At 62.3% G+C, this 25,993-nt stretch carries 19 protein-coding genes; 8 read left to right on the forward strand and 11 right to left on the reverse strand.

Features of this window, described 5'->3' with window-relative positions; translation table 11 throughout:
- Positions 1–174: 174 nt before the first annotated feature.
- Both JQ566_RS31800 and JQ566_RS31805 read right to left on the reverse strand, forming a co-directional pair.
- Positions 175–825 (reverse strand): response regulator transcription factor, encoded by a 651-nt coding sequence (locus JQ566_RS31800; RefSeq protein WP_212379752.1) that lies wholly within the window; start codon positions 823–825, stop codon positions 175–177.
- On the reverse strand, positions 822–2,267 hold the full coding sequence (locus tag JQ566_RS31805) for a sensor histidine kinase (protein ID WP_212379754.1): 1,446 nt from the start codon (positions 2,265–2,267) through the stop codon (positions 822–824). Before JQ566_RS31805 ends, JQ566_RS31800 begins: the two co-directional genes overlap by 4 nt.
- 246 nt (positions 2,268–2,513) lie before the next feature.
- Between JQ566_RS31805 and JQ566_RS31810 the strand changes: the two genes are divergently transcribed.
- Both JQ566_RS31810 and JQ566_RS31815 read left to right on the forward strand, forming a co-directional pair.
- Positions 2,514–2,894 (forward strand): response regulator transcription factor, encoded by a 381-nt coding sequence (locus tag JQ566_RS31810; RefSeq protein ID WP_212379863.1) that lies wholly within the window; start codon positions 2,514–2,516, stop codon positions 2,892–2,894.
- 8 nt (positions 2,895–2,902) lie between these two features.
- Positions 2,903–4,495, forward strand: coding sequence for an ATP-binding protein (locus JQ566_RS31815; protein ID WP_212379756.1), 1,593 nt, complete (start codon positions 2,903–2,905; stop codon positions 4,493–4,495).
- 120 nt (positions 4,496–4,615) lie between these two features.
- Here the strand turns inward: JQ566_RS31815 and JQ566_RS31820 are convergent, their stop codons facing one another.
- Entirely contained in the window at positions 4,616–7,723 is a 3,108-nt protein-coding gene (locus JQ566_RS31820; protein WP_212379758.1) for an efflux RND transporter permease subunit, read from the reverse strand.
- The gene (locus tag JQ566_RS31825; protein ID WP_212379760.1) at positions 7,720–8,808 is read right to left on the reverse strand and encodes an efflux RND transporter periplasmic adaptor subunit; all 1,089 of its coding nucleotides are present in this window, start codon (positions 8,806–8,808) and stop codon (positions 7,720–7,722) included. The genes JQ566_RS31820 and JQ566_RS31825 overlap by 4 nt, the downstream gene beginning before the upstream one ends.
- 254 nt (positions 8,809–9,062) lie before the next feature.
- Between JQ566_RS31825 and JQ566_RS31830 the strand changes: the two genes are divergently transcribed.
- On the forward strand, positions 9,063–9,791 hold the full coding sequence (locus tag JQ566_RS31830; RefSeq protein ID WP_212379762.1) for a response regulator: 729 nt from the start codon (positions 9,063–9,065) through the stop codon (positions 9,789–9,791).
- Complete coding sequence (locus JQ566_RS31835; protein ID WP_212379764.1) at positions 9,788–11,023, forward strand: sensor histidine kinase; 1,236 nt, start codon at positions 9,788–9,790, stop codon at positions 11,021–11,023. The genes JQ566_RS31830 and JQ566_RS31835 overlap by 4 nt, the downstream gene beginning before the upstream one ends.
- Positions 11,024–11,144: 121 nt before the next feature.
- Here the strand turns inward: JQ566_RS31835 and JQ566_RS31840 are convergent, their stop codons facing one another.
- Together JQ566_RS31840 and JQ566_RS31845 are read right to left on the reverse strand one after the other, a co-directional pair.
- The gene (locus JQ566_RS31840; RefSeq protein ID WP_249139926.1) at positions 11,145–12,389 is read right to left on the reverse strand and encodes a patatin-like phospholipase family protein; all 1,245 of its coding nucleotides are present in this window, start codon (positions 12,387–12,389) and stop codon (positions 11,145–11,147) included.
- A gap of 351 nt (positions 12,390–12,740) precedes the next feature.
- A complete protein-coding gene (locus JQ566_RS31845) occupies positions 12,741–13,568 on the reverse strand; it encodes a DUF3313 domain-containing protein (protein ID WP_249139927.1) in 828 nt (275 codons plus the stop codon).
- Between the two features lie 553 nt (positions 13,569–14,121).
- On the opposite strand from JQ566_RS31845, the gene JQ566_RS31850 reads away from it, so the two are divergent.
- Positions 14,122–14,844: a response regulator gene (locus tag JQ566_RS31850; protein ID WP_212379768.1), complete on the forward strand. Its 723-nt coding sequence runs from the start codon at positions 14,122–14,124 to the stop codon at positions 14,842–14,844.
- 686 nt (positions 14,845–15,530) lie between these two features.
- Here JQ566_RS31850 and JQ566_RS31855 read toward each other — a convergent pair.
- The 5 genes from JQ566_RS31855 to JQ566_RS31875 all read right to left on the reverse strand — a co-directional run bounded on the left by JQ566_RS31855 (position 15,531) and on the right by JQ566_RS31875 (position 22,129).
- Entirely contained in the window at positions 15,531–16,082 is a 552-nt protein-coding gene (locus JQ566_RS31855; protein ID WP_249139928.1) for a hypothetical protein, read from the reverse strand.
- Between the two features lie 572 nt (positions 16,083–16,654).
- A complete protein-coding gene (locus JQ566_RS31860; RefSeq protein WP_212379770.1) occupies positions 16,655–17,641 on the reverse strand; it encodes a Bug family tripartite tricarboxylate transporter substrate binding protein in 987 nt (328 codons plus the stop codon).
- Positions 17,638–19,275, reverse strand: coding sequence for a hydantoinase B/oxoprolinase family protein (locus JQ566_RS31865; protein WP_212379772.1), 1,638 nt, complete (start codon positions 19,273–19,275; stop codon positions 17,638–17,640). Before JQ566_RS31865 ends, JQ566_RS31860 begins: the two co-directional genes overlap by 4 nt.
- Positions 19,272–20,894 (reverse strand): hydantoinase/oxoprolinase family protein, encoded by a 1,623-nt coding sequence (locus tag JQ566_RS31870; RefSeq protein ID WP_212379774.1) that lies wholly within the window; start codon positions 20,892–20,894, stop codon positions 19,272–19,274. The genes JQ566_RS31865 and JQ566_RS31870 overlap by 4 nt, the downstream gene beginning before the upstream one ends.
- The gene (locus JQ566_RS31875; RefSeq protein WP_212379776.1) at positions 20,891–22,129 is read right to left on the reverse strand and encodes an NAD(P)/FAD-dependent oxidoreductase; all 1,239 of its coding nucleotides are present in this window, start codon (positions 22,127–22,129) and stop codon (positions 20,891–20,893) included. Before JQ566_RS31875 ends, JQ566_RS31870 begins: the two co-directional genes overlap by 4 nt.
- 100 nt (positions 22,130–22,229) lie before the next feature.
- Here JQ566_RS31875 and JQ566_RS31880 point away from each other — a divergent pair, with 100 nt between their 5' ends.
- The 3 genes from JQ566_RS31880 to JQ566_RS31890 all read left to right on the forward strand — a co-directional run bounded on the left by JQ566_RS31880 (position 22,230) and on the right by JQ566_RS31890 (position 25,982).
- The gene (locus JQ566_RS31880; protein WP_212379778.1) at positions 22,230–23,141 is read left to right on the forward strand and encodes a LysR family transcriptional regulator; all 912 of its coding nucleotides are present in this window, start codon (positions 22,230–22,232) and stop codon (positions 23,139–23,141) included.
- 770 nt (positions 23,142–23,911) lie between these two features.
- Complete coding sequence (pdhA, locus tag JQ566_RS31885; protein ID WP_212379780.1) at positions 23,912–25,009, forward strand: pyruvate dehydrogenase (acetyl-transferring) E1 component subunit alpha; 1,098 nt, start codon at positions 23,912–23,914, stop codon at positions 25,007–25,009.
- On the forward strand, positions 25,002–25,982 hold the full coding sequence (locus JQ566_RS31890; RefSeq protein ID WP_212379782.1) for an alpha-ketoacid dehydrogenase subunit beta: 981 nt from the start codon (positions 25,002–25,004) through the stop codon (positions 25,980–25,982). Before pdhA ends, JQ566_RS31890 begins: the two co-directional genes overlap by 8 nt.
- The last annotated feature ends 11 nt before the right edge of the window (positions 25,983–25,993 follow it).

Genomic DNA, 25,993 nt, shown 5'->3' on the forward strand with positions numbered 1-25,993 from the left:
GCGCTTGGGCGGCACCTGCGCGAGCCTCCCCGAAAACGTCGGTATCAATCCATGCCTGCGCTACCTTAACGCCTATGGGGAAGGCCGGGGGACCGTCTCGATCATCGGCCCTCTCACATGACTTCCCACAGAACAAGGCTGCTCGGATCGCTTCCGTGCGCAAGCTGGACGGCGTTAGTCATCGGGCGGCGCATGAGGGTCAAGCGTGACACCCCTGCTCCGGAGTGCCTCGCCCATTTTCACAAGATCAGCCAGGGATCGCGCATTCATCTTCCGCATGATTTCGCGCCGATGCACCCGTACCGTGACCTCGCGTATGCCGGCGGCGCCTGCGATCTGTTTGGTCTGCAGGCCAGAGATCGTCAGCGCCATCACCTGGCGTTCTCGGGATGTCAGCGCTTCGAAGCGCTGCCTGATATCGGTCAGAGTGCGGTCGTTCGCTCGACGCTGCCGGTCCTTGTCGATGGCCGACAGCACCGCTTCCAGCAGATCCTGGTCGCGATAGGGTTTGGTGAGAAACTCGACCGCGCCCGCCTTCATGGCCTGGACGGACATATGGACGTCGGCATAGCCCGTAACGAAGATGATCGGCGCCCGGATACCGGCCGCGGTCATCTCGCGCTGAAAATCTAGTCCGCTCGAACCAGGCAGGCGGACGTCAAGAATGATGCAGCTCGGATTGTCCTTGCGCTTGGCCTGCAGATATTCGCGCGGCGAGGCGTACAGCTCGACGCGAAGCGCCGCCGTCTCCAGCAATCCCTCGATGGATTCACGCACCGACACGTCGTCATCGATGACCGCCACTATGGGGGATTCGTCGTTCATAGGTCGGCGTGCGCCTTGTTCGGCAGGATGAACTGGAATAGCGCGCCGTGTGGTTCCGCGGGTGAAGCCCATAGCCGTCCACCATGCGCTTCGATGATAGTGCGGCAGATCGTCAATCCCATTCCCATCCCCTTGGCCTTGGTCGTGAAGAAGGGACTGAAGATCTTGTCCACCGTCTCCCGGTCGAGACCAATACCGCTGTCTCGCACGAACACCACCCCCTCGCCATCGGCCCCTTCGCGCGAACCGACGACCAGCACCTTTGGTCGGCTGGTCACCTCCGACATGGCGTCCGCTCCATTGATGACAAGATTGAGGACAACCTGCTGAAGCTGGACGGAATCGCCGAGAAAGGCCGGCAGCGCCGGCGCAAGCTGGGTCTGCACCGCCACATCGCGCAGCCGCAGTTCGGTTTGCAGCAGATCGAGGACCCCGCCAATCAACTCGTTGAGATCGATGTCGGTGGCCTGCGGCGGCGTCTTCATCAACAGCCCCTGGATGCGCCGGATGACACCGCTCGCGCGCTCACCATCACGCAACACGCGTTCCGCCGTCGTGCGGGCCTTGTCCAGGTTCAGCGTCCTCTCATTGAGCCAGTGCAGCACGGTGTGCCCGTTGGTGACGACTCCGGTGAGCGGCTGATTGATCTCGTGTGCGATCGATGCCGCGAGCTGACCCATGGTCGTGGCCCGCGTTACGCGGGCGAGGTCGGACTGGGCGCGCTGTAGTTCGTCAGCAGCGCGCCTGGCAGCGGTGATATCCATCACCGCGCCGACGATACCCGCCTCGCCCGCCCACTCCCTGGCAATGCGGGTGACAATCCGGACATAGCGAGTTTCACCGTCGGGCATCGACAGCCGATGCTCAAGTGCAAAGCCTGTCTGCTCCCGGAAAGCCTTTTCGATGGTCTGCTCAAGCAGCCTTCGGTCGTCCGGGTGCGTGCGCGCAAGCATGGCAGCGAGAGTGGGCGCCGTTTGGCCCGGTTCATATCGATAGATGCGCCATGTCTCCCGCGACCAGTACTGTTCGCCCCGAGGGTCGCGCCAGCCGACGCTGCCCGTGCGGCCCAATTGCTGCGCTTCCGCGAGGAAGGCTTCGCTCCTTTGAAGCGCGTCCATTGCGGACTGGTTGCGCATCACCAGCAAGGTCGACATGGCAATGCCGACAACACCGATGACGCGGTCGATCAGCGACCAATGCGACCAGGGATCGCCCGGCGAAAGCGAATGCGCGATCAGAGTCAATGCCTCGCAAGCCAGCCCGGCGACCAAGATGCCGGTCCGGCCGTAGATGACCGAGGCGACGAGCACGACAAACACGTAGAGGATGCTGACCGACACTTCGAGCGGCGTAATAACGTCGATGGCGAAAATGCCGGCCGCGAGAGCGATGATACCGATTGTGGGGAGGACGCGGTCATGTCTGGAAACGGGCTGGTTCATCGATCCGCGCTGACCATTTGAAGGCGATCGGAGCCAAGGTGGCGCTCTCCGATTTCAGGCGTTCCACGCCTGCCTCACACCGCCTACTTTACTAGCAAAAACCGTGAAATGCGGCAACGCACCTAAACGAAACGATAGTATCCGCGACTCCTTGGTTAATTCGGGCAACGAATTTGGCATCTAGAGTGCCGCCTTCGCCAATGGTTACCCCTTCGGATTCCCGTCAATCTGGGATGATAGGAGAGCATCTTGAACGATGAACCCTTGATTGCAATCGTGGACGACGACGAATCGGTGCGGGTCGCCATGGGCGGCATGGTTGAATCGTTCGGATACACCCCAGTCACGTTTGAATCGGCCGATGACTTTCTGAAATCCGGCAAGCTGCCCGATACTTCCTGCCTGATCCTGGATGTCCAGATGCCTGATATGACCGGACTTGAACTGCACGGCAGACTGATTGCCTCCGGCCGCAGGATTCCGACCATTTTCGTGACGGCCTTTCCGGACAAGCGCGTTCGCGATAGAGCCCTGCGCGCCGGCGGAGTCTGTTTCCTGTCCAAGCCATTCGGACGAGACGATCTGCTCGGTTGTATCGAATCCGCCCTCGGCAAGCAGACCATGTAGGGCATGCCATGACCGCGGACACCGTCATAACCCAGGAGGTTTCGGCGGTAGGCCCTCCCGATGCGTTGCCGCGGGCAACCCAGGCGAATGTGCCGGCACAAAGCAGCGCGGCAAAGGACTTCTTCGCTTTTGGTCCGTACCGGCTCTTTCCCCGTCAGCGGCTCCTGCTCAAGGACGGCAACGCGCTCCCAATCGGCAACCGCTCTCTCGAAATCCTGATCCTGCTGGCGGAACGACAGGGTGAGGTCGTCGGCAAGAACGAGCTCATTGCCCGCGTCTGGCCTGGCATCAACATCGACGAAGGCGGATTAAGGGTGCAGGTCGCCGGGCTGCGCAAGGCGCTGGGCGACGGACTTGACGGTGCGTGCTACATCAAGACGGTAGCCGGCCGGGGTTATTGCCTTGTCGCGACCACCGGCCACCTCGAATCTACTGGCGCGCTCGCGCGGGGCAAGGAGCGGGGTCAGGCACAACGGCTTCCGCTGCCGCTGGCTCGAATGGTCGGCCGCGACAACGACGTGCGCATGGTCTCGGACCTGCTGAGAACGACGCGATTCGTCACCGTTCACGGACCGGGAGGTGTCGGAAAGACAACAGCCGCCATTGCTGTCGCTCACGACCAGCTTGCATCCTTCCAGGGCGACATTCATTTTCTCGATCTTGCAAAGATCACCGAGCCGCATCTTCTGCCGGTCGCGTTGGCATCTTCTTTCGGACTAACCGCCCCGTCGAGCGATCCGAATGCAGCCATGCTCGAATTTGTACGCGATCGACGCATGCTGCTGATCTTCGATAGCTGTGAACACTTGATCGATGCTGCCGCGGCGCTAATTGAGAAGATTCTACGAGAAGCCCCCGAGATACGTGTCCTTGCGACCAGCAGGGAGACACTCCGGGCCGACGGCGAGCACGTGTACAGGCTTTCGGGTCTTGAGTGTCCATCGGTCGAAGATGAACAATCGGCCGAGCGGCTTTTTTCCCATCCGGCACTCAGCCTGTTCATCGACAAGGTCGCAGCGAGCGGACACCAGTTTGAGTTGACGGAATCCAACGCACAGATCGTTGCGAAGATTTGCCGCAGACTGGACGGAGTGGCACTTGCCATCAACCTGGCGGCAATGCGCGTGCCGGCGTTTGGCCTCTCGCAGATCGTCGGCTCTCTTGAGACGAATACCTGGCTGTTCTGGCAAGGTCACCGAACGGCGTTGCCGCGTCACCAGACGATGGCTGCATCGATCGACTGGAGCTACAGCCTGCTTGAGGAAGACGAGAAGGCAGTGCTGCACCATCTGTCCGCTTACGGGGAGCCCTTTACGCTCGATGCAGCCTGCGAGGCTGCTCGTCAGGTCTTGCCGACTCCCTTCGATGATCTGCTTGTCATCGACAAGTTGATCACGAAGTCATTGATCTCGTTCGAAGCCGGCGAGGGTCTCGCGCGATATCGATTGCTCAACTCGATCCGAAGCTATGCGCTTGAAAGACGCGACACAGCCGTGAGCTTGAAGGAACCGCGCCGAACATTCGCGGCGTGCGGACACGGTTGCTCGGTCGATTCCTCGACGACAGCCCTGTCGGAACCGACACCACCATCGCGCTCGTAGGATGGGTAAAGCGAAGCCGTTCGGAAGGCGCCCTGAAAGCCGCTTTCCAGGGCGGGCTGCTTTCCGGCAATGGCAGCGCGGCCGGACGCCCCTCGCGAAGCCAGGAAGCACGTCGCGACGTCACGATGCGCCGCTTCGAACGATTTCACCGGCTTGCCCATAGCCTCTCCAAAGGACTTTTCCTATCCAGCGCTGCAGGTCATCCATCACCGTGTAGAAGGCAGGCACGTACATCAAGCTGAGGACCGTCGAGCTGAATAGTCCCCCGATAACTGCGATCGCCATGGGCGCCCTCCGCTCGGCATCCGCTCCCATGCCCAAGGCGATCGGCAACATGCCGGCACTCATCGCCAGGGTCGTCATGACAATGGGTCGCGCTCGCTTCCGAGCGGCATCCAGCAATGCCTGCGTGCGATCAAGGCCGCCATCGCGCCTGGCGACGATCGCGTACTCGACGAGAAGAATCGAGTTCTTCGCCGCAATTCCCATGAGCATGAGCATACCGATCATTACGGGCAAGGAGATCGGCGTCCTTGTCATCAGCAGCGATCCGAGAGCTCCCCCGATCGACAGGGGGAGCGCCGTCAGAATGGTCACAGGTTGGACGAAACCGTTGAAGAGCAGGGCGAGAACGACAAAGAGCAAGACGATGGCCGATCCGACCGCGAGCTTGAACCCATCGAACAGCTCCTGCATGCGTTCGGAGTCGCCCGCAGGCTTGTAGAGCACTCCTGTTGGCAACCGCTTCATCGAAGGCATTTGAGCGACCAAATCTTCCGCCTCGCCTACCGTCAGACCACCTAGCTCCGCTTCGATCGTCTCGCTTCTGGTGCGATCGGTCCGCTCAATCTGAAGCGGACCCGAGCCGAAGCTGATATCGGCAACAGACGACAAAGGCACCGGCTTCTCGAAGGTCGGCACCTGCAGCATCGACAGACTTGCCATGTCGGAGCGAGCAACGTCGTTCAGTAGAATACGAACGGGAATCTGTCGCGTTCCCAGGCTGAACTTCGACAGGTTCTGGTCGATATCGCCTACGGTGGCGATATTGACGGTCTTGGCCATCGCGCTCGTCGAAACCCCGAGCAGAGCGGCCTTGTCCGCCTTCGGAGTTATCTGTAGCTCAGGCCTCGCGAAGCTGCTCATCACTCTCGCGCGGTGGAATCCCGGAGTGGTGCGCATGTCGTGCGCCAACAGGCGTGCCGCATCGGCAAGTGCAGCGGGATCATCGCTCAACAAGGATACCTGGATTTTCGCACTGGACGACCCGTCCTCTCCGAGACGGATACGGACGCCCGGAATGACCGAAAGCTGACGGCCAATCGAGGACTCGAACGCCTGCTGTGAGAGGTTTCGCTCAGCCCTCGGAACGAGATTGATCGTGACGGTCGATCTTCTGACCTCCCCTACCGAGCTAGAAAGATCTCCCGGGCCGGAAAACGTCGAGGTCTCGGTGCCGACCGCGGCATAGACGGAAGCGACTTCAGGTCTCGCCCTCAGCAAGAATGTCACCTTTTGCGTGGCGGCGTCCGTCTCCTGCAACGTCGCACCCGGTGCCAACTCCACACTGAGGATTGTGCGCGCGCGATCGGCCGCCGGCATGAAGTCGGTGGGAAGGGACGGAATGAGTGACAAGGACGCGGCGAAGAATACGATACCGGCAATGACGGTGATCCATCGATAGCGAAGCGTCCATTTCAACATCCAAGCATAGTGCCGCACCCACGCCGGCTCGCGATGCTCCCTGCCGCTCGTCTTCAGGAGAAAAGCCGCCATCAATGGCGTAAGCAGGCGCGCGACCACAAGGGAGAAGAAGACAGCGCTGCAAACGGCGATCGAGAAGGCCTTGAAGAATTGGCCCGGAATGCCCGGCATCAGCCCAACCGGGACGAAGACCACGATGATGGCGAACGTCGTCGCAACCACGGCCATGCCGATCTCGTCCGCTGCATCGATGGCGGCCTCGTAAACGCTCTTTCCGGATTGCCGAATGTGCCGAACGATGTTCTCGATCTCAACGATGGCATCGTCGACAAGAATGCCGACGACCAGAGCAATCGCCAGAAGAGTGATATTGTTGAGCGATTGGTTCAGCGCATACATGACCGCGAAGGTCGGCATCAAAGACAACGGCAGTGCGGCGCTGGAGATCAAAGTCGCTCGAACATCCCGCAGGAAGATCCAGACGACCAGAACAGCGAGCAACGCGCCCAGCAGGAGCGCTTCGATGGCCGCGTCGTAGCCCTCGATGACGGCGTCGGTCGAGGATGTTACTTCCAGGATCCGTACACCATTGTGGGCCGCGGCGAAATCAGCCAGCCGCTTCCGAACGTCCCGGGTCACGGCGAACTCTCCGGTCCCGACCGCCCGGTAGACGCTGAAGCCGACGACTTCTCGACCATTGAACCGGGACCTCTGTCGCGGATCGGCCCATGAGCGCTCGACGGTTGCGATTTCGGACAACTTGACGCTGCGACCGTCGCCGAACGCCAGACGCATCTCCTTGAGGGCCGCGAGGTCCGGGACACTGCCAACCGTGCGAATGGCTTGTTCGGCTCCTCCCAGCGTCGCGCGGCCGCCGGGCTGGGTCATGTTGCGGTTTCTTACCAGATCTGAAACTTCCGCGGCGGTCAGTCCCAGAGCCAGCAATCGGTCGGGATCGAGCTTGACGGTGATTTCCGCATCGACACCGCCGGATCTGAGGATCTTGGAGACGCCGGGGACTGCAAGCGCGGCTTTGGCGATGTCGTTGTCTATGAACCAGCTCAACGCATCCGGAGCCATCATCGGAGCGTCGACGATAAACGTCAGGATCGCCTGTCCCGTCGCTTCGACGCGCCGGACCATGGGATCGAGGGCTCCTTGCGGAAGCTTCGAGCGGATCGATACGACGGCGTCCCGGACGTCGTTCGTCGCCCGATCGATATCGGTGCCGATCGCGAACTCGACCATGGTCATGGACAGTCCCTCGTTCACGATCGAACGAGTGCGATTCACTGTGCCAAGTCCTGCGACGCCGTCCTCGACGAAACGGGTGATTTGCGTCTCGATTTCAGTCGGCGCCGCTCCTGGCCAGGCAACGCTGACCGTCACGGTCGGAATATCCATGTCGGGCATATTGTTGAGGCGCAGCTTCGAGAATCCGACCGTACCCGCCAGGGTGAGCAGCACGAACAGGATGATGGTCGCTACAGGATTGCGGATCGCCCAACCGGAGATTCCATTCATCGGAACGCCCCGCCTTTGACCAATGCAGTCTTTATGTTTACGAAATCGCCGTCGCTCAAAAGACCGGCGCCTTGGGTCACAATGCGATCTCCAGCCTCCAGCCCGCGAAGGACTTCTATGCCATCCGATTCTTTGGCGCCGATCCCGATCTCGACCAATGACACCAGATTGTCGCGACCAATTTTGAAGACGTGAGCCTTCGCCTCGCGCCAGACCAGCGCCTTCAGAGGAACGGTCAAGGCAAGTTTGCTTTCCACCGAAATCTCGACGCGCGCGAACATCCCCGGCTTGAGATTCGTATCCTTGGGCAGCACGACATGAACCGTACCCAAGCGCGTCTTCGGGTCTACCAGCGGCGAAACGATGCGGACCGAGCCCTGCTCGGACTGTCCGCTGGGGCCAAGTACTGTCACGTGCTGTCCGGCAGCGGCGGCGAGCAGGTCGGTTTCGACTACGCGGGCATCGACCTCTATGCGATTGTCCTGGATCAAGCGGAACATCTCGACGCCGACCTGGACCACCTGCCCGATCGCGACGGACCTCGAGGCAATCGTTCCCGCAGCGGGCGCGACGATGACCGTCTGACGTTGCCGCGCTTCGGCCTCGTTGAGTTGAGCACGAGCCGCGTCCAGCTTGGCTTCGGCCGTCTTGACGAGAGTATCCCGCTGCTCGATCGCTTGCGCGCTTATGACGCCCGAGGAAACCGAATGCGCTCGCGCAGCGTCCGATCTGGCAATGGCAAGGCTTGCCTCCAGTTCGTCGACCACGGCCTTCTGCCTGGATAGCGTCGCAGCCGTCAGATCATGGCTGAGGCGCGCCAATACCTGACCTTTCGCAACAACGTCGCCTTCGTCGACGGCGATCTCGATCACCGCCAGACCACCCGCTTCGGAGCTCACCGGAATTTCGCGCCACGCGACGACGTTGCCTGTCGCGGTGATGGTCCTCGTAACCTCCGACTTCTCGACCGCGGCCGCCACCACAGTCATCACAGATGAGAGAGTTTCCGCCCGAACGATCGAATGGAAGATCAGAGAGATCGCGATGATCGCGATCGATCCCAGGCTGCGATAGATTCTTGTCATGCCAGCACTTTCCTCCACGCCTGTCGACCTCCGAATGCCTCGCCAGCCGCTTTGGTCGGACGGCTGGCGACTATCCGGGTAGGACGCGAGGTTTGCTCGCGTAGAACAATTTGTGTCAGATCGTCTCGACAGGCGCCGATTTGTGTCGAAATGTTGCTGGATTGGCGCCCTACCGCCTTTCGTTACGAATTCCGGCTTTTTTCGACCCGGCTTGGCGGTAATGTCAGGCTCCCGAGCCACCATGAACGGCGTCCATGAACGAACATACTCCTCAGATCCTAGTGGTCGACGACGATCCCGAGATCCGTAGGCTGCTTGCCCGCTATGTCGAAGGCCAATCATTTAGGGTCGTTCTGGCCGCGAGCTGTAGCGAAATGCGGGAGCGTCTCGCGACTGACAAGATCGACCTCGTGGTCTTGGATGTGATGCTCCCGGACGGCTCCGGGCTCGACGCCTGCCGCGATCTGCGAGCGAAGCGGAACACGACACCGGTCATCCTCCTGACCGCGCTCAAGGAGGATGTCGATCGCATCGTGGGCCTGGAGATGGGGGCCGACGATTATCTCGGCAAGCCGTTCAATCCGAGAGAACTGGTCGCCAGAATTCGTGCCGTGTTGCGACGTCGCTCCGAGAGGAACCTTCGGTATCGAGACGCAAGAAAGTACCGGTTCGACGGACTTACCGCAGATCCGCAGCTGCGCAGCGTAATCGACGCTCAAGGCAATGCGCTCGAATTGACCGGCGCGGAGTTCGACCTGTTACAGGTTTTCCTGGATAGGCCCGGACGCGTGCTCTCACGGGACCAACTCCTGGATCTCACGCGTGGACGCGAAGGAGAAGCATTCGATCGCTCGATCGATGTCCTGGTCAGCCGTCTGAGGCGGAAGCTCGATACTTCGGGGGCTCCCCCCCTTTTCAAAACAGTTCGCAACGGCGGCTATCAGCTCGTCGCAAAAGTCGGTCTGCAGGACTACCCGGCGTGAACACTTTGCGCGCGAAACTAGCCGTCCTTCTCACCGTCGTAATCATCGCGGTGGTCTGCATTCTGACCTCAATTCTCATCTACCTGTTTGATCCGCCCAACGAACAGGATGCAATCAGTCCACTCGTCGATCAAATAGAGTTGTTGACGCAAGTTAGGCAGATCGCTCCCAAGTTGGTCATCGTTCAAGAGGCCGCAGCTGGCGGTGAAGTCGAAGCCAATCTCACCGCTTGGCTACGCGACGCGCTGATGGCTCGAGGAGCTCCTCGCGACGTCATCGTGTCCCGCAAGAACGACTTGCCTCTTCTGTCCATTCCGGTGGATCAAGGTTGGATCGTTACGCAAATCCCGGATTTGCCTCCGGGAGGCGGCGTCTTCCATCTACTCTTGATCTGGCTCGCGCTGACCACGCTGGGCACGATGGCCGTCGCTCTCTTCTTCGCGAACCGAATGGTCAAGCCTCTCGTCCTTCTCGAACGCGCAATTGAGACCGTGGGGCCCGACGCGGTGCTTCCCGAACTCGCCGTGACGGGACCTGCGGAGGTGCGGGTCGCTGCCAAAGCGTTGAATTCGCTGTCCTCCCGCCTTAAAGGGGCAATGGAGAGCCGAATGCGGCTCGTCGCCGCAGCCGGCCACGACTTGCGAACGCCGATCACTCGCATGCGCCTGCGCGCGGAGTTCGTCGAGGACGAAGAAGACCGTGAGATGTGGTTGAAGGATATCGACGAGCTAGACCGGATCGCAGATAGCGCAATTCTTCTCGTGAGGGAGGAATCCGGCAAATCGGCCCCGGCACCGATCCGGCTGGACATTCTTATATCCGATCTGGTGGACGAGCTTCGAACGCTATCGTACGACGTCACTTTGACCAACTCCGCGGCCGGGACCGCGCTGGCGAACCGAACGGGCTTAAGTCGCGCTTTCAGAAATCTGATCATAAATGCGTCCACTCATGGGAAGCGGGCCCGGGTCGCCGTCCAAAGCACTCCGAAGGAAATCGTCGTCGTCATCGACGACGACGGTCCAGGGATCCCGCCCGATCTCATCGGGCAGGTTTTCGAACCGTTTTTTCGCGCCGACCGGGCACGCATGAAGCAGTTCGACGGCGCCGGACTTGGCTTGACGATTGCGAAAGAGATCGTCCAGCGGGCTGGAGGCAGCATCAAAATCGAGAATGGATCTCTGCGCGGGCTGATCCAGACCGTAAGGTTGCCGGCCTGTTCGGCTATCTGATCACTCCGACCTGGCCACCGGCGGTCCGCCCTTCGAACTGCCGATGGCCTGATAGTCAATTGATTTCCAAGACCGCGGAAACATTTCTCCGCGACGGCAAGAAGGATCATAACGGCCGTCGCTACCTGAGCTCCACGCTCTGCCTCGTCGACGGGCGGACTGAACCGGACGGACTACCAAGCGGCCCTGGGTTCTTCGCCATCCCCGGTGGGGCCTTCATCCAATGATAACCTTCAAAACCTGAACGATAGCCCTCCCGATATAGCGCTTGCATATATGCCTGCTCAAACGACTTCTCTTTCATCGCGCCGAAGCTCGATGGAATTGCCGCAAGATTGAAATCGGTACCGTCGATCTCGGCCTTCGCATAGATGCGATAGAGGTCTCCAATGCTCTGGTTCTTTATCAGGGTGGAGATAGACCTCAGTGAAATCGAGAAAATGCCCGGCTCTACGGCCTCCCATTCCGGGCTGATCTTTCCGTTTCGAATGATGAACAAGCGGGCAGCAGTTCGCTTGGTCGAGGCGTCGCTGCGGATGATCGTCGAAGGTCGCGGCACGAAGACCTGCTGAGTCACACCTCCGTCGACATGCAACTCCTCGTAGGTTTGGTCTGCGGCTCTGACCTTGATGTGTACAGGAGGAAAGGCGCCTGGTACGGATGCGGAAGCGAGCAGAATCTTGCGGAAGAGGCTCAATGCTTGGGGATGATCGCTCATTGCGATGCGGCCCATATCCCACAGGACCGGGCGCTGCGCATCCAGATTCGTCGTTCCGATGAGCAATACTCTTCCCTTCCGCCGCTCGTTGGCGATGTCGCGGAGGAAACGATCATCGACGTATTTTGCTATCAGGCTCTCGAGCGGGGAGCTGTCGACCAAGCCTGATCCGAGTAGCGGCGCCACGACGCCGGGATCGTAGATGTCGCTGCGCTCGTATCGCGTAAACACCTCCTTCAATGCCGCGTCCCTGCTCCGCCCCAGGTAGACGAACGGCGCAGTCAAAGCGCCGGCGCTAACCCCGGTAACGAGATCGAACTCAGGTCTCGTACCGGCATCGCCCCAGCCGACCAAAAGACCGGCGCCAAAGGCACCATTGTCGCCTCCGCCGGAGATTGCGAGAATGTTGAGCCGATCCGATTGTTGGCCGAGACGGCCAAGCGCAGCGGCACTTGGCACCCTCCTGGTCTGCTTGATCGTAGAAACGGCGCCAACCGCCTCCGACGGAGCGTCTCCCCATAGCCGAATGTTTGGCATGCCGGCGAGTTCAGCTTCGTCAATGAGCCGTTTCGGAACCACATCGCGCGGAAACATGGAGGCGCATCCGCAAAGAACGCTGGTCATCAGGAAAACCGCGGCCAGACGCATCAACGATCCGGATGTGCACATGGTCTTCACGATTTCAGCACGCCTAATCCGACCTCTCCGAGCAGATGCGCCGTCCGCTTAAAGGGCCCGGCGACAAATGTCCGGTCGTTTGAATATGCGTTCTGCATTGGATGCTCGGCAGAGGCCGGCCATGACCCCGCCGTCTCAACGTCATTCATCCGAGAGGCCCGAGGCGATCCAGACGGTCATCCCGGCCACCCAGTCCTGAAGAGCGAAAGGCCGACATAAGCTACGGCGCCGTACACAACGACGAGGATGACCACCATCATGGCGACCTTCGCGGTCGAGCCGCAAAGGCCGCGTCTGTCGATGCGACCGTCCTTGGCCACATCACTGCGCTCGTGTCGCCGCCGGACCGTCATCGGTCCATTCGGGAGGAAGGCCCAGTTTGCCGCCGACAAGACCGGCGATCCCAGGAGCGCGGCCATAGGTTTCGCACGCCGCATACTTGGGAGCGAGACCGATATTCGAACCGACCTTTTCCAAGGACGGGATGTCGATACTGAAGCCCTCGAAGGGGCTTTCACCCTTATTGAGCATCTTGGCGAAGTCGTCGCCGAAGTCCCGGGCGAGGTCGTAGGCGTCACTCGCTTTCGATACCCTCGGCGTACTGAAAAATGCCGTCGCACCTCTTCCCCAGATCATGGCCGCCTGCTGTCGACCGGCGGGATCAACAGCTTCGGCTTCAATGGAGAGATCGCCCAAACCGACCGGAATGCGCGGCACGGGGATTGGAACGCTCGTATCCACAAAGCTCGAACCGAGAGACGCGGCCGCCGAGACACCAGCTGCGACTTCATCGGTCGGTGCTGCTCGGGTGATAGCAGCTCGGACGGTCAAATCCGCCCGTTGATCAGGCGAGACCACTTTGAAGCGGTCGCTCAGATTGATGCACAGTGCACGGCTCACCGTATTGGCGACAAGGACGCGCTGTTCGTGCGTTAGGGCAGGCGCAACATGAGGCGGGAATGCCGTCGGTGCGATATTGACGGTCTTCGCTGCGGCTACCTGCTCTTTCTTGACCTGAAGGCGGGACTTGGTGATCTTTCCGTCCGACTGTTTCAAGCCTTCGTATGAAGAGAGCGCATTGCCCTGCACCAGCGTGGGCGTCGCACATCCAGGCAACACTGCAAGGATCGGTAGCGCCGCCAAGAACATCCCCTTGTTTCGACCATGTGCCGTCTGCCTCCAGCCGGTCGCGATCGCGGGGCACATTCGGTTGCTCGGGGCCGCGGCTGGTTCGGCTTTCGGGCCTGTCTGGCGGCACGACCTTAGACTCCGGAGCCCGGAAGCGCGGAGGATCAAGAAGAGTGCACTTGCGATGCCCCCGCCGGCAAAGTGGGTCAAAACGGTGACCGCAGCCCGTAGAAGGGCGGCGCCCTGTCCCCGCAGCCTCCGATACGTCCTGAACTGCCTCAGCACGAGGCGGCGAAGTGGCAATGCGCAATATCCGAGCCGCCACCGGCGCTGGTACGGAATAGACTTACATGACGCAGAATGGTTGAAACCGGCGGCGGAGCGCATTCAGACCCCCTTATTGTGAACCCGGTATCCTTGATAGACGGGCTTCATGGCTCGGAATCTGGCCGCGAATGACCTAATGTTGCTGCTCGGCCGCCATTTGTGTCGAAAGATGTCCAAGCGAATTGGGGACAGCCTTCGTTACAAATAATACCCTTCAGGTTGCTCTAACCGGATTAAACCGGCGCTCATGCAGATTCCGCAAATCCTTGTCGTCGACGACGATTTAGAGATTCGAAAGCTTCTTGCTCGCTACATCAAGGAGCAAGGCTTTCGCGTGCAGCTCGCGTCCCGGTGCGCCGAGGTACGCGAGCGGATCGCCACGAACCAGATCGATCTGATCGTCCTGGACGTGATGCTCCCCGATGGATCCGGACTCGATCTTTGTCGCGATCTCCGGTCCGCGCGTTCCCGAATCCCGATCATCCTGCTCACTGCTCTCAAGGAAGATGTGGACCGGATCATCGGCCTGGAGATCGGCGCCGATGACTATCTCGGCAAACCGTTCAATCCGCGCGAACTGATAGCCCGCATCCGCGCGGTCCTCCGTCGCGGTGAAGATGACCGCTCGGCCCATGGGGGCAAGGGGCGTTACCTCTTCGAAGGCTTCGTCGCCGATCCGTCCGCCCGGTCGGTCGTCGGTCGACAAGGCGGTTCGATCGAGTTGACCGGCGCCGAGTTTGACCTGCTCCTGACCTTTCTCGAACGACCCGGTCGCGTCCTGTCTCGCGACCAGCTGCTCGATCTGACACGCGGGCGCGACGGAGACGTGCTGGACAGATCCATCGACGTGCTGATCAGTCGATTGCGACGCAAACTCGCAGAGAGTGGCGCGAACCACATATTCAAAACGGTGCGCAACGGCGGCTATCAGCTTGCTGCCAAAGTCACCTATTTGGACGAGCACTCTTGAGCCTGTTGCACCTCAGTCCTCCGACCGGAGGTGCTGGGAGAGCCCGGAGGAACCTGAGGCGGGGCTGCCAGAGCGGATCGTGTGACGATTCCTTGCGCCAGCAATTGGCTCGCTCTTATCGTTCTTTGTCCGAACGTTGCCTCGTGTGTCCGGCGCGATTTTGGTCGGCACATTCGGAGCGGGCTTCGGGTCGAAGGCCAAGCCTGCCGAGCCGGCCCCTGCATCATCTCGGCAACGCGACGAACGGTTGTCCTTCGCACCTGTCGACGATCACCGACAGCCGAGCCTCAACGTAGCGATTGCCTTCGAATAACACCGCATAGGGGCGACGCTTCGACAACTCCGTAGCGCCGCTTCGCAAACATATGATCCAGGGAACGGAGGATATCGGATGGGCTCGGACCGGCTCCGAGATCTCGATGGGCTCCGCCAACTTGGCTTCGGCAGCGACCTTCTTCAACGAGTTCATGACTTTCGACGGTTCCGGAGCCATCGGAGTGCTTTTGGGCTCCGCAGCGCACGAAGTCAGCAACGCACATGCGAGCCAAACGGGCGATCGGGATATCCCACGCCGTCGGTTCATTTGGATGACGCCACTGTTTGCTTACCGGCCTGTCGGTCCGAGGGGGACGTATTCGAGCGAGGATGCGATGGCTCTGAAGGGGATCATCGGCACTTCGTTCGCTTCATCGCGCATCTCGAGTGAGATCAATAGAGACCTCGGAAACCCAGGCTCCCGGCGACTCCATGACGAAGGATTGGCGGCTTCCTTTCGTACGAACGACGAGCAACGCCGTGATCTTGTCGCCATCGATGCGGGCATCGATCACCCCGTTCTGATTCTGCCCATAGACCTTGCCACCGACGCGGTACTGGCTTTCAAACCAGTTCCCCGATAGCTCCGAGCCGCTTTGTTCGATCGTGGCGCCCAGATCCAACTTGTACGCGTCGCTCGCGCAGCGCACGTTCATCTTCATGGATTGACCTTCGTTCTTGGGTACGTAGTCGACCTTGCAGCGAACCCGCTCCCGAGACCCATCCTTCGGCTTCATCCAGCCACTGCCCGACCATGAACCGGCGACGCTATTGAAGCTCTGCTGCGCAGATGCAGGAATTGCGGCGGCGACGGCCATCAGCACCGAAAAACCGAGGCTCCATGGCATGATCGACCGGCGCCCTTGCGGGTTCATCACGCTTGCTAGTGCGAAAGTCATCTGTCCCCATACGTTGTAGAGCATTGATCGTCGCTCCGGGCTTCGATCCATCGGTCAGGCTTCACATCGAACACCGCAGCGCGAAGATCAGCTCGTCGATGCGGCAGACCCCGCTTTCCCTCTCCGCCAAAGTTGAAATTCCAGACAGGCGTCCGATCTTAGATGGAATCCAGCGCCGCCCCTTTCCTGACCCGCGCTCGTTATCGAGGCACTTGGATCTAAATTGGGCCGTGAGTGACTGAACGTTTCTGCACGATCGGCTGTTGCGTCAAAATATGTCAGAGTGGTCAAAGTGCCTTCGCACCGAGTTGGCCCGTAAGTCCGGGCTTCCTCAGGCGCCGGTACGAGTTGGAATCGTTTCCGCTTGCGACAATCGTCGTCGATCCTATGAGCAGACCAGTTCGACCAATGCAGTTTCGCGCGGCGCCCCAAGCGCTATCATCACGAGCGCAAGATCGTAGAAGATCGTAGTTTGGCGGAGAAAATCGTACGATTGGTAGCGGGGGAGCGCTACACCGCGAAACCCACTATTGTGGAAGCTCTCTTTTCTTATGACGCAGGCGAATTCCAATTGGCGCCGCGCCGGCGGCGCCGGCTCAATTCACCTGCGCACCCGAATTCTTCACGATCGGTGTCCACTTCTGCACCTCGCTCGCGACAAAGGCCTTGAAGGCCTCGGGAGTCGAGCCCTGGACGATGAAGCCCTGCGCCGCGAAGTAGTCCCTGATGTCGGGAGACTGCATGGCCTTGTTCACTTCCGCGCTCAGCTTTTCGACCACCTCGGGCGGCGTGCCGGCCGGCGCAAACAAGCCTTGCCATGACAGCGCCTCGAAACCCTTCAGTCCCGCTTCATCCAGCGTCGGCACGTCCGGCAGCAGGGGGTGCCTGGTTTTCGAAGTGACGGCCAGCGCGCGGATCTTTCCGGCCTGGATCTGCGGCATCAGCACCAGGACGTCGCCGAACGTGACCTGGATCTGACCGCCCATGAGGTCGGTGAGCATGGCCGCGCTTCCGCGATAGGGAACGTGCACCATCGAAACATCGGTCGCCTGCTTGTACATCTCGCCGGTGAGATGCATCGACGTGCCGTTGCCGGCCGAGCCGTAACTCAGCTCGCCCGGTTTCGACTTGGCCAGGGCGAGAAACTCGGCCGGCGTGTTCGCCTTGACGTCGGGATTGACGGCCAGCACCAGCGGCGAGTTCACCATCATCGACACGGGTGCGAAGTCGTTGATCACGTTATAGGGCAACTTCGGATACAGCGCCTGCGCGATGGCGTTGCTGCCGGTCACCCCCGCCAACAGGTTGTAGCCGTCGGGTGCGGATTTGGCCACGAAGTCGGCGCCCAGGGCGCCGCCGGCGCCGGGGCGATTGTCGACCACCACCGGCTGTCCCCAGGCCGCGGCGAGTTTTTCTCCCACACGCCGCGCCAGCACGTCGGTGCTGCCGCCAGGCGCGAACGGCACCACGATGTGGATCGGCTTGTTCGGGTAGGTTGATTGCGCATTAGCCAGTGCAGGCATGAGCATCGCGAAGCTGGCCAACGCCAGCGTCGCACAGCGCGACATCGGGAAACGGATCATGGGCAACTCCTTACGAGTGGGTTGGCGGATTCAATTGGAGCGAGGGATCCCCAGCCGCCGCCGCCAGCGGTTTCGATGATCAGCAGGTCGCCGGCGGACCACGCGATGCGGGCGCGCGCAGGCAAGAGCTCGATCGCTCCGTCCACACGCAAGACCTGGGCCATCGACGTTGCGCCGGCCCCGCCGCCTCGCGCACCGCGCGCACGGCCGACATGGCGCTCGCCGCGATAGGCGATCCACCCCTGGCCTTCGAGCAGCCGATAGGCGCGCCGCACGCCGTCGCCGCCGCATTGCAGACCGGCGCCGCCGCTACCGCGGCGGATCTCGTAGCATTCTACCCGCAGCGGCGCTTCGGTCTCGATCACCTCCACGGGGGTATTGCGCGCATTGCCGACGTCGGTGGAGACGCCGGCGCGGCCGGGCGCGTGGACGCTGGCGCCGGCGCCGCTGGCGATGATCTCGGTCAACATCCAGCGTCGCCCGTCCACCCGCGTGCCGCTGAGCGCGAGGACGGTGGCCACCCCGGCGTGCGGCGCCACGCCCATCCCGCTTGCCGACTGTGACCAGGCTCCAAGAATCGCGTTGCACGCCAGCTTCACGGTCGCCGTGCGCGCATTGACCGCCGCGGGCAGCGCCGGATTGACCAGGCTGCCGCGTGGAAGCTTCAGCGTCAGTGGCGCAAGGCAGCCGGCATTGTTGGGTGCGTCCGGTGCCAGCGTGCGCATGAAGAACAGAGCCGCCGACAGCATCGCCGCCGGCGATGCATTGAGGGGCCCCCTCACCTGCGGCGCGGTCCCCTCGAAGTCGATCACCAGTGTGTCACCCTGCTTGCGCAAGCTCACCACGATGGAAACCGGGGCGGTGTCGATGCCGTCGCCGTCGAGTTGATCGCGCCAGCTCCATTCGCCGTCGGGCGCGGCCGCAAGGGCGGCGCGGGTCATGCGTTCGGTCTGCGCAATCAGGGCATCGCAAACCTCGGCAAAACGAGGTCCGGTGTGACGCGCGATCTGCTTCAGTTCGCGCGCGCCTTGTGTCAGCGCCGTCCACTGCGCTTCCAGGTCGCCGCGCAGATTGTCAGGCGTGCGTGAGTTGGCGGCGAGGATGGCGTCGATATCGGGCCGCACGCCTTCGGCGCTGCGCCAGCGCACCGGCGGCAGGCGCAGGCCCTCCTGGTACACTTCGGTTGCGTCGGGCGGAATGGAGCCGGCGGCCATGCCCCCGACATCCTGATGGTGCAAATTGGCGGCGGCGAAGGCGATCACCTCGCCATCGTGGAAGACCGGGTGGACCAGAGCCAGGTCCGGCAGATGCGTGCCGCCGGACCAGGGGTCGTTGAGCAGATAGGCGTCGCCCTCGGACATCGTTGCGAGCGGAAAGCGTGCGAGCACACCGGCAACGGCCGGAATCAGCGATCCCAGCAACAGCGGCAGCGAGCGTGCCTGGGCGAGCAAGCGTCCGTCCGGCAGGAACAAGGCCGCGGCACAGTCGCCGCTCTCGCGCGCGATGGACGACACGGCGGCACGCATCATGCCATGCTGCATGCGGTCGGCCGTGCCTTGCAGTGCCAGACGCAGCGGCTCCATGCGCAGGGCGATGACCGGATCAGGTGGGACGTCGCGCGTGTGCGGCATCATGCCTTCGCCTCCAGCGCCAGCGTCTGATCCGGCATCACCCGCCAGGACCAGCCCGCCGGCACAAAGACGGTTGTCATCGGCGCGAACAGAGAATGCGGCCCCTCGCCCTGCGGCGGCAGCGAATCCCACGGGCTTTCGCTCGCCGCCAGGCGGACGTCGCCCTCCTCCGGACTGTAGAGCATGCCCAGCGCTGCCATCACGCCGGCGTGCGGCATCACCAGCACACGGCGCATACCGGCCAGTTCGGCGATCTCGGCCGCATGCTGCGCGCCGCCGCCGCCGATGGCGACGAGCACCGCATCCGCCGGATCCAGGTTACGCTGAAAGGCGTGGGTCTTGAGCGCCTCCGCCATCCCGGCGGCGGCCGCGCTCACGACGGCTTCAGCGGTTCGAAGCACCGACAAGCCGAGCGCGCCGGCCACGTCGCCAAGCGCGGCCTCCGCGGCGGCGCGGTCCAGCACCATCCCGCCAGCCAGCCGGGGCGGCAAGCGGTCCAGTACGCAAAGCGCATCGCTCAGCGTCGGCAAGTCACCGCCGAGACCAAAGGCGGCCGGTCCTGGCCAGGCTCCTTGCGAGCGCGGCCCCAGGCGCAGCGCGCCACCCGGCAGCACCGACACCACGCTGCCACCCCCGATGCCGATGGAGGCGATATCTGCGCAGCGCTGACGGATCGGCAAGCCGCCGCATTCCAGCGCATCGGTAAAGGTCGGCCTGCCGTCGAGCAGAATGCTGATGTCGGCGCTGGTGCCTCCGATATCCAAAACGATCGCGGGACCGGAGGCTGCGAGGCCGGCGGCCACGCCCTGCAGCGCCGCGCAGGGGCCGGACATGGCGAGGCCGATCGGCTGCTCGGCGAGATCATGCCAGGGCGCAGTGCCGCCGGCCGATCGCATCAGGCGCAGCGGCGGCAAGCCACGCATCTTCAATGCGTCGGCCAGCGCGTGCAGATAATCCGCCGCCAGCGGTTTGGCATAGGCGTCCAGCGCCGTAGTGAGCCAGCGCTCGAACTCCCGCAGTTGCGGATCGACTTCGCTGGACAGGGAAACGTACAGGCCCGGAAGGCGCGCGTGCAGCGCAGCCCGCAGCGCGCGCTCATGCGTCGGATTGCGGTGCGAGAACAACAGACCGACCGCCAGCGCGCGTACGCCTGCGGCGCTCACTGCATTTGCAATGGCGTCCACGGCCGATAGTTCAAGCGGCTCCACCTCACGCCCCTCGGCATCGATGCGCCCGCCGATCTCGAAACGCAGCGGCTCCGGAAACAGCTTCGCTTCGGGCACGGCCGGCATGATCACCGGCTCATACAGATCCTTGCGGTCCTGGCGCGCCAGGACCGGTACGTCGCGCATGCCGCGCGTCAGGACAAGGGCCACCGGCGGCTCGTTCAGCTCCAGCAGCAGATTGGTGATCACGGTGGAGCCGTGCACGACGCGGCCGACGTCATCTGCCCCGATGCCCGCCTGCGCGCACAGCCGATCGAGTGCCTCGACGACCGGCTCCGCCAGCCGGCGCCCGGCGCGCGGATATTTGAGCGATGCAACGTGCCCGTCGCTCCGCAAGGCCACCGCATCGATGAACGTGCCACCCATGTCCACGGCGAGCGACCAGGACGCGCTCAACGGAAGCGCTCCGGCGAAAACGGCGTCAGGTCCACCTGCGTCGGACGTCCGGCCACCAGATGCGCGATCTCGCGGCCGGTCGCCGCGCCCATGCACATGCCCATATGGCCGTGGCCGAAGGCAAGCCAGGCGTTGTCGGCCGCGCGGACTGGACCGACCACGGGAAGACTGTCGGGAAGACAGGGACGATGGCCCATCCAGCGCGTGAAGGACGATGTGTCCAGATGCGGGAATAATTGCTGTCCCTGACGAAGCAGTGCATCGGCACGCGCCATGTTGGGTGGTGCTTTCAAGCCGGCGAATTCCACCGTGCCGGCCAGCCGCAGACCCATGGCCATCGGGTTGACCATCAGATTGTGCTCCACCGCCATCACGGTGTGGCGCAGGGCCAGGTTCGAGCTCTGCACGGTGACGTGGTAGCCGCGCTGCGTCTCCAGCATCACCGGGCTGTCGAGCTGTGCCGCCAATGTGCCCGACCAGGCCCCTGCTGCCACCACCACGCCGTCCGCCGCCAGCGGCTCGCCGTGCTCCAACAGCACGGCCGTGACGCGCCGGCCCTGCCGCTCGAAACCACGGACGCGGTCGCGGACGTGACGCGCGCCGTCGCCGATGCAGCGATTGTAGATCGCCTTGACGAGGGCGGATGGATCGGACGTGGAGCCGTTGTCGGGCGCCAGGATGCCGAACCGAAAACGTCCCTTGAGGTCAGGCTCGAGACTTTCCAGCTCGTCCTGCTCCACGTCCTGCATCCGCACGCCCAGCGATCGCCGCAGGTTCATGCCCCAGGCCCACTGCGCCGCCGTCTCGCGAGAGGAAAAGACGTAGAGGCAACCGCTCCGCCGCACCAACTCCTGCGCATCGGCATGGGCGAGCAGCGGATCATAGCAGTCGAAGATCGGCGCCAGCATCGAACGTAACGCGGTGGCGATGCGTGTCACCTCTTCGCGTGATGAATGATGCAACATGCGCAGCAGCCATGGCGCCACGAGCGGGGTATAGCCCCAACGCACCGTCAACGGTCCCAATGGGTCCAGCAGCCAGCGCGGGACCTTCTTCCACATGCCCGGCATGCCCACCGGCAGGCAGGCGCTGGGCGAAAGCGAGCCGGCATTGCCGAAGGAGCAGGCCTCGCCCGCGCCCAGCGGGTCGACGAAGGTCACCGCGTGGCCGTCGCGCTGCAGCCACGCCGCAGTGCAAGCGCCGACGATTCCCGTTCCTATGACGACAATGTGCATGCGGGAATTCTGAAAAATAATTCCCCCATCACACAAGCCAATTCTTCTAATATTGTCATCAGGTTTCCTGATAGTCGATCCGTTCGAGCGAGGATATGTGATGCGGCCCGCCGTTCTCTCCACTCTTAGCCTGCGCCAGATGCGCGCCTTTGCCGCGGTCGCTCGAGCGGGCAGCTTCACGGCGGCGGCGCGACAGATCAACCTGACGCAGTCGGCAGTCAGCATGCTGGTTCAGCAGCTCGAGGAGAGCCTCGGGCTGAAACTGTTCGACCGCGGCGCGGTCGTGTTGTTGACGGCGGCCGGCCAGCAATTGCTTCCCCTGGCGCGCCGCATCCTGGATGACGTGCAACAGATCGCAGAGGGCGCTTCGGACCTTCGCTCCCTTCGCACCGGCCTGTTGCGCGTGGTAGCGCCGCAGATGCTGGCATGCACGTGGGTGGCGGCAGTGCTGGGCGAATTCGAGCAAGCCCATCCGGATGTCGGCCTGCGCGTGACCGACGCGATGGCGGACGAGGTGGTGGGCACGGTGCGCCGGGGCGAGGCGGAACTGGGCGTTGGCCCAGAGCGCGCCACCGGCGAGGATGTCACCAGCACATTCCTGATGGATGTACCGATCCGAGTGGTCTGCTCAGCGCGGCATCCGCTGGCGCAGCAACGCGCCGTCTCGTGGAAAAAACTGCGCGACGAGCGCTGGGTCATTTATTCCAGCGAGTTCAACCGGCACCTGGAGAGCCTGCTGCTTGCGCACGATAGCTCGCTTTCCATGCAGACCGCCGTCGAGGTCAAATATCTGACCACCGCTTTGGCGTTGGTGGGCGTAGGTACCGGCCTGGCGGCCGTTCCCGACTACGGACGGCTGTTCGCGCCGAATTTCGACGTGCGTTTCATCAAGCTGCGCGCTCCGGAAATCCGCCGCCGCTACTATATATATCAACGGCGGGGACTCGTGCTCTCACCACCCGCGGAGGCGTTCGTCAAGCTGCTGCGCAACGCGGCACGCAGCGATGGATGAATCCGTGCACACCAATTTGCGAGCGCGCGGCTCCGAGGTGTGGCCATAGAAGTCTTACACCTAACAATCTGTCTGACGAGCGCATGATCTGATCAGCCCCGTGGCGTCGCCGAGCGACCTTTTTCCTGACGATCCGACTGCGCTGGGTGCCCGGCGGAGATGATCTTCAGCCGCAATGCATCATTGGCTCGCGCCAATGAGACCGCCGGAGAGCCGGTGCTGTCGCAAAGCGCTTGGCGCGCCACCACCCTGCGCACGAGATCGTGGAAAATCGTAGTTCGGCGCGCAAAATCGCAGGATGGTAGCGGGGGTCCGCTACATCGCGAAATCCACTATTGCGCCAGTACTGTTCTCGTATCGCCGGACGCCGGTCACCCCTACGTGAAGTCACCAGGTTTCAAACCGAGTGCCTGACGGCAACTTCCGGAAGTGGTCCCCACGCTTCAACTCTTTCATTCGGGGCCATGATGGCCGCAATGACGGCTGCCGCCTTGGCCGGATCTCCTTCGGTCACGAAGAAAGACCGAGCGAACCGATGGGCCGCCGCCCGGAGGCTCAGTCGTTACCAGGACGACCTGACCATTTGCCATGATCTCCTATACCGCCATCGCTGCGTCGCTTCCACGATCGTGTGGATCGATCCCGGCAACCTGCAGTGCAGCAATAACCGGGTGCGCATCAGCGGAACCCGCCGTAGTCTCTTGCATCGTCTCGTCACAATCACCAACTGAGCAAGTTACAGAGGGCAAAATCGCTCCGGGAGTGAGCGCGTGGCCAGCCGCAGGTTAAATCAAGATCTGCCCGTCATCGCGCGTTTTGAGGTGCGCCATCGCAACTACCTCGCGCCAAACGGCTCGATAAACCGGCCGCTCCCCGCCTTCGCCGCCGACGCCGACCTGCTCATCTCGCTCTACCGGGCCATGGTGCTGCTGCGCCTGTTTGACCAGAAGGCTGTTGCATTGCAGCGCACCGGCCGGCTTGGGACTTACGCCGTTTCACTCGGCCAGGAGGCGGTGTCGGTTGGCATGGCCAGTGCGATGCGGGAAGAAGACGTGTTGTTACCCTCCTATCGCGACAATGGCGCGCTGATTTGGCGCGGGGTCAAGCTTGAAGAGATCCTGCTGTTTTGGGGCGGGGATGAACGCGGCAATTGTTTCTCCGGGCCGGTCCACGATTTTCCGTTCTGCGTTCCCGTAGGATCTCAGGCGCCTCATGCCGCCGGCGTCGCCTATGCTTTGAAGCTGCGCAAGGAGCCGCGTGTCGCCGTGTGCCTGTTCGGCGATGGCGCCACCTCGAAAGGCGACGTCTACGAAGCGATGAATTTTGCCGGTGTGCACAAATTGCCCGTCGTGTTCGTCGTCGCCAACAATCAATGGGCGATTTCGGTACCGTTGCGGCTGCAGACCAGTTGCGAAACGCTGGCGCAGAAGGCCATCGCCTCGGGATTCACCGGCGAGCAGGTCGATGGCAGTGACGTGGTGGCGATGCGCGCCGCCGCAGAAGAGGCCGTCGCTGCGGCGCGCGACGGCAAAGGCCCCCGTTTCATCGAGGCGGTCACCTACCGCCTCGGCGACCATACAACCTCCGATGACGCTTCTCGTTATCGTTCGGCTGACGAAGTCCAGGCGCGTTGGAAGGAAGAGCCGATTGCCCGCTTGAGGGCTTATCTCGTTGCTCAAAGAATGTGGGGCAAGGCAGATGAGGAGCGCCTCGCCTCCGAGTGCCATGAGCGCATCGAGGCAGCGGTTGAGCGTTACCTGGCAACGGCACCGCGCCGGCCGGAAACCATGTTCGATCACCTCTACGCCGATTTACCAGAGGTCTATGCGGCCCAGCGCGGTGAGCTCGCGGGAGAGCACGATGCCTGAGGTAACGCTGGTGGAAGCCATCAATCTGGCGCTGGGACGCGCATTGGAGGACGATCCCGACGTCGTCGTGCTGGGTGAAGACGTTGGCGTCAACGGAGGCGTCTTCCGCGCAACTGCAGGATTGCAGAAACGCTTCGGCGCTGAGCGCGTGCTTGATACGCCGCTTGCTGAACTCCTGATCAGCGGGCTCTGCGTGGGCATGGCGGCGCAGGGGCTGAAGCCTGTCGGCGAGATCCAGTTTATGGGATTTATCTATCCCTGTCTGGATCAGCTGGTGAACCATGCGTCCCGAATCCGCAACCGCACCCAAGGACGGCTCACCTGTCCGATGGTCCTGCGTACGCCGCATGGGGCCGGCATTCGCGCGCCCGAGCATCATTCCGAAAGCACCGAGGCGATGCTCGCCCATATTCCCGGCTTGCGCGTTGTCATGCCCTCTTCGCCGGAGCGCGCCTATCGACTTCTCCTCGCCGCGATCCGCGATCCCGATCCGGTGGTGTTTCTGGAGCCAACACGCTTATACCGTACGGCAAGAGGCGAGTTGCAGGATGACGGTGCAGCCTTGCCGCTGGATCATGCCTTTGTCCTGCGGAAAGGTCGCGACCTCACGCTGATCAGTTGGGGAGCTGCGGTGAAAGAGACCATGGCCGCAGCCGATGCACTCTCTGCCGAAGGCATTGCTGCCGAGGTCATCGATCTTGCCACGCTCAAGCCTTATGATGAAAGCACCGTGCTCGGCTCGATTGCAAAGACCGGGCGTTGCATCATCGTGCACGAGGCGGCTCGCACCGGAGGATTCGGAGCCGAGATCGCAGCCCTCATCGCCGAACTCGGTCTTTCCTCGCTGCTCGCTCCCGTGATCCGCATCACCGGCTACGACACCGTCATCCCGATGGCACGCCTCGAGCAGTTCTATATGCCCTCGGTCGAACGCATCGTCATCGGGGCGCGCAAGGTGTGCCAGTTCAGCTAGTTCTCGACGGA

This window comes from Bradyrhizobium sp. SZCCT0231 (assembly GCF_018130245.1).
In the GTDB taxonomy this organism is placed as follows: Bacteria; Pseudomonadota; Alphaproteobacteria; order Rhizobiales; family Xanthobacteraceae; genus Bradyrhizobium; species Bradyrhizobium japonicum_F.

Bases quoted from the DNA above. Each gene is read 5' to 3' on its own strand.
- JQ566_RS31800 (WP_212379752.1), bottom strand. From the start codon at position 825: ATGAACGACGAATCCCCCATAGTGGCGGTCATCGATGACGACGTGTCG.
- JQ566_RS31805 (WP_212379754.1), bottom strand. From the start codon at position 2,267: ATGAACCAGCCCGTTTCCAGACATGACCGCGTCCTCCCCACAATCGGT.
- JQ566_RS31815 (WP_212379756.1), top strand. From the start codon at position 2,903: ATGACCGCGGACACCGTCATAACCCAGGAGGTTTCGGCGGTAGGCCCT.
- JQ566_RS31820 (WP_212379758.1), bottom strand. From the start codon at position 7,723: ATGAATGGAATCTCCGGTTGGGCGATCCGCAATCCTGTAGCGACCATC.
- JQ566_RS31825 (WP_212379760.1), bottom strand. From the start codon at position 8,808: ATGACAAGAATCTATCGCAGCCTGGGATCGATCGCGATCATCGCGATC.
- JQ566_RS31830 (WP_212379762.1), top strand. From the start codon at position 9,063: ATGAACGAACATACTCCTCAGATCCTAGTGGTCGACGACGATCCCGAG.
- JQ566_RS31840 (WP_249139926.1), bottom strand. From the start codon at position 12,389: ATGCGTCTGGCCGCGGTTTTCCTGATGACCAGCGTTCTTTGCGGATGC.
- JQ566_RS31845 (WP_249139927.1), bottom strand. From the start codon at position 13,568: ATGTTCTTGGCGGCGCTACCGATCCTTGCAGTGTTGCCTGGATGTGCG.
- JQ566_RS31850 (WP_212379768.1), top strand. From the start codon at position 14,122: ATGCAGATTCCGCAAATCCTTGTCGTCGACGACGATTTAGAGATTCGA.
- JQ566_RS31855 (WP_249139928.1), bottom strand. From the start codon at position 16,082: ATGCTCTACAACGTATGGGGACAGATGACTTTCGCACTAGCAAGCGTG.
- JQ566_RS31860 (WP_212379770.1), bottom strand. From the start codon at position 17,641: ATGATCCGTTTCCCGATGTCGCGCTGTGCGACGCTGGCGTTGGCCAGC.
- JQ566_RS31865 (WP_212379772.1), bottom strand. From the start codon at position 19,275: ATGATGCCGCACACGCGCGACGTCCCACCTGATCCGGTCATCGCCCTG.
- JQ566_RS31875 (WP_212379776.1), bottom strand. From the start codon at position 22,129: ATGCACATTGTCGTCATAGGAACGGGAATCGTCGGCGCTTGCACTGCG.
- JQ566_RS31880 (WP_212379778.1), top strand. From the start codon at position 22,230: ATGCGGCCCGCCGTTCTCTCCACTCTTAGCCTGCGCCAGATGCGCGCC.
- JQ566_RS31890 (WP_212379782.1), top strand. From the start codon at position 25,002: ATGCCTGAGGTAACGCTGGTGGAAGCCATCAATCTGGCGCTGGGACGC.